Source organism: Candidatus Stygibacter australis (assembly GCA_030765845.1).
Taxonomy (GTDB): Bacteria; Cloacimonadota; Cloacimonadia; order Cloacimonadales; family TCS61; genus Stygibacter; species Stygibacter australis.
Genome location: JAVCDJ010000244.1, coordinates 1 through 9,269, shown reverse-complemented (window position 1 = coordinate 9,269; position 9,269 = coordinate 1). Strand labels below are relative to the sequence as shown.

Annotated in this window: 5 protein-coding genes and 1 tRNA gene; 2 read left to right on the top strand and 4 right to left on the bottom strand. The window is 39.9% G+C overall.

From position 1 onward, the window contains the following. Positions 1–703: RQC domain-containing protein (locus tag RAO94_12480; protein MDP8323156.1), on the top strand; the 703-nt coding region annotated here is incomplete at its 5' end. A 286-nt stretch (positions 704–989) separates the two neighbouring features. Next, positions 990–1,066, top strand: a tRNA-Arg gene (locus tag RAO94_12475). Positions 1,067–1,126: 60 nt separating this feature from the next. On the opposite strand, the gene RAO94_12470 is transcribed toward RAO94_12475, so the two are convergent. From RAO94_12470 to RAO94_12455, 4 genes are all read right to left on the bottom strand, one after another. Beyond that, positions 1,127–1,465 carry a hypothetical protein gene (locus tag RAO94_12470; protein ID MDP8323155.1) on the bottom strand — a complete coding sequence of 113 codons (339 nt, stop codon included), beginning with the start codon at positions 1,463–1,465 and terminating at the stop codon, positions 1,127–1,129. Further along, complete coding sequence (locus RAO94_12465; protein ID MDP8323154.1) at positions 1,422–1,724, bottom strand: hypothetical protein; 303 nt, start codon at positions 1,722–1,724, stop codon at positions 1,422–1,424. Before RAO94_12465 ends, RAO94_12470 begins: the two co-directional genes overlap by 44 nt. A gap of 178 nt (positions 1,725–1,902) precedes the next feature. After that, positions 1,903–6,762 carry an FG-GAP-like repeat-containing protein gene (locus RAO94_12460; GenBank protein MDP8323153.1) on the bottom strand — a complete coding sequence of 1,620 codons (4,860 nt, stop codon included), beginning with the start codon at positions 6,760–6,762 and terminating at the stop codon, positions 1,903–1,905. Between the two features lie 60 nt (positions 6,763–6,822). After that, positions 6,823–9,269: T9SS type A sorting domain-containing protein (locus tag RAO94_12455; GenBank protein MDP8323152.1), on the bottom strand; the 2,447-nt coding region annotated here is incomplete at its 5' end.

The window sequence follows — 9,269 nt, the reverse complement described above, 5'->3', positions numbered from 1 at the left end:
AAACTACAGGGAACCAAATTGCCAGAATTGCGATAACTGCCTCACCAGTGATCAGGAAAAAACCGATCTGACCGTTCCAGTTCAGAAATTCCTCTCATGCGTCTGGCGGACAGGCGAACTCTTTGGAGCAAATTATATCATCAATATCCTGCGCGGTTCAACAGAAAAAAGAATTCTGGAAAATCATCATGATCAGCTTTCGACATATAATATTGGCACAGATCTTTCTAAAAGACAGTGGAATGAATTATACAGCAAGCTGATCAGCGCCAGGATCATTTTGCGGGAAGAACATTATGGCTCATTGAAACTTACCCCCTCTGCCTGGGAAATTATGCACGGAAAATCATCTTATATGGGTAAATTGCGTCCCGAACATAAACCAGAAAAACCAATTCCGGCAGAGAAAATCAAACTCGATTATGATCAAAATCTCTTTGAACTGCTGCGTGCAAAACGTAAAAAGATCGCTGATCAGAAAAATATTCCACCTTATGTGGTATTTCCTGATAAAACTCTTCATGAACTGGCATATTATTTCCCCCAGTCAGAAGAAAGCCTGCTAAGTATTCACGGTATAGGTGAGATCAAAGCAAGATCTTATGCTCCTTTATTTCTTCCCCTTCTCCAGAAATATGCTGCAGAGCATAGTATCACAGAAATTTTTAAAAAAGGTAGTTCAAAAAAGAAAAGCAGAACATAAACTGGATAGAATTCCTGATCATCGTGATGATTTCCCTAACCTGAACGAGATAGAAGCTTCCTTCCCATATATCCAAAGCTTAGGTACCGAATTCTTAAAACCGGTATTTAAAGTCATGAATGGCTCAATCCCCAATGATATTCTCCGTAAAGCCCGACTCATTTACTTGATAATGAGTTCAAATACTGCAACTTAGAAGCAAATAAATAATAGTTTCCAGGGGATACAGGTCAGACTAAATGCTTGACACTGAGTACGGAGGGTAATTTTTGGGTATCAGTAGAGCGCCCCAGTAGCTCAGCTGGATAGAGCAGTTCCCTCCTAAGGAAAAGGTCATGTGTTCGAATCGCGTCTGGGGCGCCATTTTTTTTTAGTTTTTTGCGAAAGGTTTCTAAATAGTAACCAGGTCAACAGGGATTGATTTCAATCAATTACAGGCAGGAATATAAAATAATCGCTTGATTTCTTATCGGATGTAAACATATACTTCAGCAGATTAACTTTTAGATTTGTGGATGGAAGCCAGGAGTGTTTGATGAAATTTTCCATTAAATGCTGCTCATTTTCTTTATATCCAGCTTTTATCCACCTGGCTGAAGACACCTCTTTATGAACATAAAGCTGATTTTTGATTTGGAAGAATTCACTTCCGATGAAAAGATACCATTCTTGAGATCTTTGACTGAACTCTATAACTTCATAAATCCCTTCTGCTGGTTCAAGTTCTAATAGCAGCAATTTTCTGTCTGATAATTTTCCCATTAATCCAGTGAGTTGCATTTCCTTGAAGATCATATTCATAATGGAATACATATTCAATACTTTGATCATAATCGACAACCAGCATTCTCATTTCAATGATATCACCTAAATCATTATAGAGGTAGGTCTCAATAACTCCTGGATCAATATCATGGTCATTATTGGTTTCTATCTGATATATTGCACCCCATCTTCCTAATTTATCATCTTCCCTTGAAATTATCCAGTGATCTGGATCTCCAATATCATATTTTGGCAAACGCTGCTCAAAAAACTTCTCCAGCTTATTATCCTTAAATTTTTTTTTTAATCTCTACTCCTGTTATCTCAGCTTTCCACGCCAGAAAAAAGAACCACATATTTAGCAACTATATAATTAACCGAAAAAAAAAACAGGGCAGGATATTAATCCTGCCCTGTAAATTAGCTGATTTCGATTATTTCAAAAGAGTCATCTTCCTTACTTCCCTAAAATTATCCGTTTCTAAAATATACATATAGACCCCGCTGGAAACAGCAGTACCTGCATCATTTCTGCCATCCCAGACCAAAGAATACGCTGCTGGCTGCAAAGTTCCCCGCAACAATTCTTTCACCTTTTGACCTTTCAGGTTGTAAACTGCCAGTTCCACATCAGATTCCTCACTAACAGCAAATTCGATAGTGGTTTCAGGATTGAATGGATTAGGATAATTTCCTTTTAACTCTGTGATCATCGGGATCAGGTTTTCATCTTCACCAGTCCATGTAATCTCAAAACTTACTTCCTCACAAAAGGAAGATCCGATCAGAGAAGTATCAATCGCCTGTACTTTGGCATAATACATTCCCTGCGGCAAGTTATGAATTGTAAATACGAGATTTGATCCTGCATTACCAATCCTTGCCACTTCTCTGTGTCCTGATTCCAGATCTGCCAGTGCCGGCATATAATCATCAGTGCCTGATTCTGTTCCAATACTGATATTGTAGTTTAATCCCAGGCTGCCTGTCTCAATATCATCACCGGCAATCCATGATAAGATCACATTATCCTGATCTACCACACTGACCAGGCTTGCAGGTGCTGTGGGAGTAGTATTCTCAAACTCCACTTCATTCTCAAATACAAAAACCCGATAGTCCATATAGTCATAACGTCCGCCCAGGAAAAGATCAAGGTCGTTATCATTATCAATATCTCCGAGTGCCATATCAGCATACTTGAGGCTTACAACGCTATCCACCAGGGTATATTGATCCATTCCTTCATTCAGGTAAATATAGCCAATCCAGGAATCGTGGTCATGAATTCCGTTTACTATCACATCCAGATCTCCATCCTGGTCAAGATCACCCCAAACGACATCTCCCTGACGGATACCCATAATATCTGCATTTGTGTCTGTGAATACATCAAATCCGTCATTACGGAAAATATAGAGTTCAGATGGTGATTCGTTTTCAAATGAGCCTGTTACCAGAAAGTCGAGGTCTCCGTCGTTGTCATAATCACCCCAGGCTACATCACTGTAACGTAGATCAGGGAAATCACCCTCTATTTCAGTAAAATTCACATTGTCATCATTGCGGAATATTTTTGTGGTATATACAAAGGATTCGACTCTTCCACTAATTCCCACATCCAGATCACCATCATTGTCATAATCACCAAATTTTGCTTCACCTGTACTCATTCCTGTAACTTCGGCTGCAAATGAAAAATTGCCGCCTCCGTCATTGGCATAAATGGTTACATGGGGAATATCATCATCATCAGGAACATTTTCATCTCCCATTAAAAGCAGGTCATAATCACCGTCTCCATCATAATCTCCCCAATCGGAACCACATGATTTCAAAGAGAAAATGTCATTTTCAATCTCAATGAAGTTACCATCGTCATTACGATATGTTTTGGCAACATATACCTCAAACTCATACTGTCCCATGATAAAGATATCCAGATCACCATCTCCGTCAAAATCAATCCATTCCACTGCACCGTTGCCGATACCGTCAAGTTCATGATCAAGTTCATCAAAGGTATTATTGCCTTCATTTTCATAGATGTGCATCTGTCCGTAACTTGAGTTTAATTGATAGCCTGATGTCACGATGTCTAAGTCACCGTCATTGTCATAATCTCCCCACTTGCTGTCAGAATACCACAAATATGCAAAATCAAGTTCGAGGTTTGTCAGGCTGAAATCAAAGGCTGAACCGCTGAGTGTGACGATTTCTCCTGTTCCCGCTCCGTGGGCAACTTCTGAAAATATCACCATGTCTCCACTCAATTCGCCCGTTTCCTGAGGATAAAATACCACTTCATAAGTTAATGAGTCCTCTAAAATCACATTAGTAAGTTCATCTACCAGTAATGTATCGATCTGAATGGCAAAGTTATCCGGCATAGTGATCTCATCTATCAATATCGGCAGTCCACCAGTGTTATATATTGTAACATCCTGCGCTATCGAAATCACGCCTGTTGCTGTAAGAATAAATTCAAGGGCAGTTGGAACAACATTTATTCCCGGTTCAAGTGCATTTCCTTCCAAAAGCACATACACATGATCGGCTGCATTGCTCTCAATGTCAATATCAGCATTATACACACCTGAAGTTTCAGGACTAAATATTACTGAAAGTTCACTTATGGCACCCACCGCAAGCTCAAAATCACTGAAATTATTAGTCCATTCACCTCCATCAAGAGATGCCAGAAAACCATCGGGAATACTTATCCCCCAGATAGATAACACGTCCAGTCCTGCATTTTGAATTGTGATGATACTGGTTTCAGATTCGGTTCCATTATAGATATCACCAAAATTGAGCTGCAAAGGATCTACTGTGATCACATACTGCTCTTCCGGATCAAGTGGAAATTCCAGATTTTCATCTGCTCCCATATAAGGATTGATCTCATGTCTAATGTCCCCGTCAATATCATCTAAAATGCCTGTTAATGGTATTCCTGCCAGATTATAATCGTCCAGAGATATCCCCGCAAGATGCAGATCCGTTTCTGAAGTAAATTCCACTTCTGTATAAACTGAATTCATATCTCCCGCAGAAGCAGCCTGCCATTCTTCCAGTGTATTGCAAATCGTATCACCCCAGTCACCCATTCTACCATTTTCAGAATAATAGGCATTGTAATTAGCATTCCAGTCACCGGCAGCAAAAGTATAATCATATATCAGATGATCAAAAGCTCCACTGCGGTTATTTACAAAGATATTATCCTGCACATTCATCAGTCCATCTGTTCCTGTGCGATAATAACAGTAGCTGTGATCTGTGGCAATTCCTGCTAAATAAACTGTATTAAACTGCACGTCTATTTCAAGTTCAGCGGCTCCGCCATCCATTCTCAAACCATATACTTTATCGTTGTTATCTTCAGATAATGTCACAAAGTTATTATAAACCTGTGCGTTTACTTTCCAGACTCTAATACCTATCACTCCAGCACTGGCTTCCTTGATACCGTAAATACTGTTATTCCTGATCACCATGTTATCTGCCTGATCGTTATACTGCACATAAACGCCATATACTGTCGCCTGAGATGTATAATAATCACTACTGTAACTGAGTGTATTTGCTTCGATCAAGGTGTTTGTGGAGGCATCACGCACGTGGATGCCATAACCGTCAAAATCATGCAGATTACAGTTCTTTATGGTAATATAATCTGAGGCAAAAATGTAATAGCCTTTTTCGTAATGCAGAGTATCATCTGCAATGGGATCTGCCAGATCAATTCCGTCAAAGGTAATCCAGGCTGCCTGATTAAATTCAACCAGTGTTTCCAGATTTTCAGCATTGTAGATCACAGGATTATCGCCAGTTCCGGTTTTCTGAAATATCACAGGTGCAGTTTCACTGCCCATACCACTCAGAAGTAGTGCATCTTCATTAAATTCCTGACCTGCAGTTACTTGAAATACTGTTCCACCTTCTGGAACACTTGAACTGTTCAATAATGCCACCGCTTCTGCAAAACTGCTGAAATCTCCTGCCCCACCAGCATCGATCAAATACTCGCTTTCCAGATCATTTACCAGAGGATAGTCCAGGTTTTCATCTGCTCCGCAATATAAACTCTCCTCTGGACGCTCTTCATAATCTATATCCGTCTCAATTCCCAGCGATATGCTGCTGAGAGCCATTTCGCCCAGTGAATTACCCGAAATATGAAGATCTCCATTATCTGCTTCCGCAAATTCCACATTATAGATAACTGAGGCAGAATCCATATTTACTACTTCCTGCCAATCCGACAGATCATCTGTAAAATAGGTGCCTAACTTGCCTCTAAATCCCTCGGCATTGTCATTGTAATACACGTTGTTATCAAGATACATTCCCTGATACACGACTCCGATATATGCCGAACATTGCAATTCATCCGCTCTGTCATTTATAAAGATATTATTTCTTACAGTTAAATTTCCTCCGCCACCCATCAAACCGATGGCATAGCCTTCATCTGTGGCAATGCCATTGAGATATACAGTATTATGAAATACTTCCATCGTCCTGCCAGATCTTCCTGTTGCCCTGATACCATAAATTTTATCGTTTCCATCGCTTGTAAGGCTCACAAAATTATTAGCTGCCACACCGGTTATCTGGTTAAATTCTATACCATATATTGTTGAAGTAGCTGCTTTTAAGCCCCAAACCTTGTTGCTGATGATCAACACATTTTCTGCCAGTGAGTTGTATGTGGCTTTGATTCCGGCAATTGTGGTCTGAGTTGTAAAATAATCTTCCGTGTAATAAACTTCATTATTTTCCACTGCCGTATTAGTGCTGGCACCTCTTACATAGATCCCATTCTTATCAAAATCTATTACACTACAGTTTTTTATCGTGATATGGTCTGAGGAATAAATATAATAACCTGTCTCGTAGCGGATTTCATCTTCATCATCATCATCTGCCAGATCTATGCTGTCAAATGTTACCCAGCCTGCTTCATAAAACTGGATAAAGTCTGTCACATTTTCACTATTGTGGATCATTGGATTGTCTCCAGTTCCTGACTTCTGAAATATTACCGGTGCTGTTTCAGTTGCAATTACTCTCAATGTATCTGGTGTTTCCAAAAAGACCTGATCACTGGTTACATTAAAAACCACTCCACCTTCAGGCATTTCTGTTAATGAGTTTAGATAGTTAATTGCTGTACTGAAATCAGCATAATCACCGCCTCCTGTGTTATCTATGCTAAATATCTCCTGACTCCAGCATGATATCACCATCACAATAAAAATGACAAATATCAGTCTCTCTTTTTTCATTTTTCCTTCTTTTTATGAAAAGGCAGCAGATTGATTTACCTGCTGCCCTATATTCTAATTCTACTTTATAAGAGTCATCTTCTTCAAAATATTGCTGCCGGAAGTTTCTAATCGGTAAAAATATACACCGGAACTTTCTTCGCTGCTCCAGTGATAACTATGACTTCCCTGAGGAAATTCCTCTTCTGCTACTTTCTGTCCCTTTACATTGAATATACTAAGAATACCGCCTGTTTCTTCTTTGATGGTGAAAGATATCTCTGTATCGGGATTGAAGGGATTGGGAATGTTCTGTGACAGGGATGTAATAATGGGAACACCACTTTCTAATGGTTCAATCTCTATTGAGGTTTCACCATAAACACCGTTCACATAATACTGAATGCTAATTTCGCCCTCAGAAAGCACTCCCATACTCAAAAATGCTCCTGTGATCACTTCCGCAGATGCACAGGCATACTTATATTCCTGCCAGTTAGCTGAACTCAGCATATTTCCGTGTGTTTCCGGTGCTGATAAATAGTTTTCACCCTCACCGATTGCCATACTAAATGAATACATCTCACCCTGGGCAAAAAGCACTAAGTTTCCTTCACTCTGCTCAAAGCTGATTTTGCCTTCAGGCACTTCCGCATTCCTCAATTCCTCTACCGGGAATATATCAATTATTTCAATTATATATTGCAAGATCAAAGCTGCGTCATAAGCGCTAACTATTTCGTTTCCATCCACATCTGCCACGGTAAGCCGCCATTCTTCCCAGGGTAGTGGTGCTGCCGGAGCTGGATCAAGATCTACTACATACTGCATTACGAGTGAAGCATCAAAGGAATCTATTACCAGGTTATCATCAACATCACCATATGTGTGTTCCTCCACCCCAAGCGGATAATCAGGTGCTTCATCGCATCCCATATAAGGATATTCCAAGCCACGCAATTCTCCGTCTATATCAAGGACTATTTCTGCTAAAGGCATTCCTGCCAGATCATTATCTCCAAGTGAGACCCCCGTCAGATGAAGATCGGTGCCGCTCATAAATTCAACATTCTTATATACCGAATTTGCATCTCCTTCTGTTGCTGTCTGCCAGTCTGCAAGTGTTACACATTCTGTTTCTCCCCAGTCTCCCATTCTGCCGTTTTCGGTATAATACGCATTATAATCGGCATTCCAGTCCCCACTTACGAATGTGTAGTCATAGATCAAATGATTGAAATCACCTGTCCGGTTATTTATGAAGATATTGTTCTGCACATTCATCAAACCGTCTGTTCCGGTACGATAAAAACAGTAACTGTTATCTGTGGCAATGCCACCCAGTTTCACTGTATTATACTGAACATCCATTACCAGTCCCACAAGCCCGCCATCCATGCGTAAGCCATATATCTTATCATTGTTATCTGCTGTAAGTGCCACGAAGTTATTATAAACCTGAGCATTTACTTTCCAGACTCTGATGCCGTAAACAGTTGCTGATGCTTCTTTGATGCCGTAAACTTTGTTATTGCTGATAATCACATTATCTGCTAAACTGTTATATTGCACATAAATTGAATATACAGAAGTCTGTTCTGTGAAATATGGTTCCGTGTAAAAGACTTCATTATTATCAAGCACTGTATTGGTGGAAGCATCACGCACATGAATTCCATATTTATCAAAATCACTGAAATTTCCATTTAAGATTGATATATGGTCAGAGGCAAAGATATAAACTGCTTTTTCATAACGCAGCAGATCAACGGCATCACCATCTGCTATATCAATGCCGTTAAAGGTGATCCAGGCTGCTCCGTCAAAATGCAGCATAGCCGTTACTGTATCGGTATTTTGAATTACAGGATTGTCACCTTCTCCTGATTTCTGGAATACTATCGGAGTTTCCTCACTTGCCTGCACTGTTATTATTGGTGGGTTTTCAGTAAATATCTGATCTGATAAGATGTTAAATGTTACTCCACCTGCCGGCAAACCTGTGGTATTTATCATTTCAATTGCTTCAGATATTGTGGCAATATCACCTGCTCCAGTGTTATCAATTGTATATTCGCTTGCGAGTGTCGGTAATAATGGATATTCCAGATTTTCATCTGCTCCCATATATGGATTTGTTTCACTACGCAAGTCCCCGTCAATATCAAATACTATTTCCGGTAAATACATCCCGGTAAGATCAAGGTCTCCCAGTGATACTCCTGTCAGATGAAGGTCGGCTCCACTTACAAATTCCACATTCTTATATACCGAATTTGCATCTCCTTCTGTTGCTGTCTGCCAGTCTGCCAGGGTTATGCATTCTGTTTCTCCCCAGTCTCCCATTCTGCCATTCTCGCTATAATACGCATTATAATCGGCATTCCAGTCTCCACTTACAAATGTGTAGTCATAGATCAAATGATTGAAATCACCTGTCCGGTTATTTATGAAGATATTGTTCTGCACATTCATCAAACCGTCTGTTCCGGTACGATAAAAACAGTAACTGTTATCTGTGGCAATGC

Bases quoted from the DNA above. Each gene is read 5' to 3' on its own strand.
- RAO94_12460 (MDP8323153.1), bottom strand. From the start codon at position 6,762: ATGAAAAAAGAGAGACTGATATTTGTCATTTTTATTGTGATGGTGATA.
- RAO94_12470 (MDP8323155.1), bottom strand. From the start codon at position 1,465: ATGGGAAAATTATCAGACAGAAAATTGCTGCTATTAGAACTTGAACCA.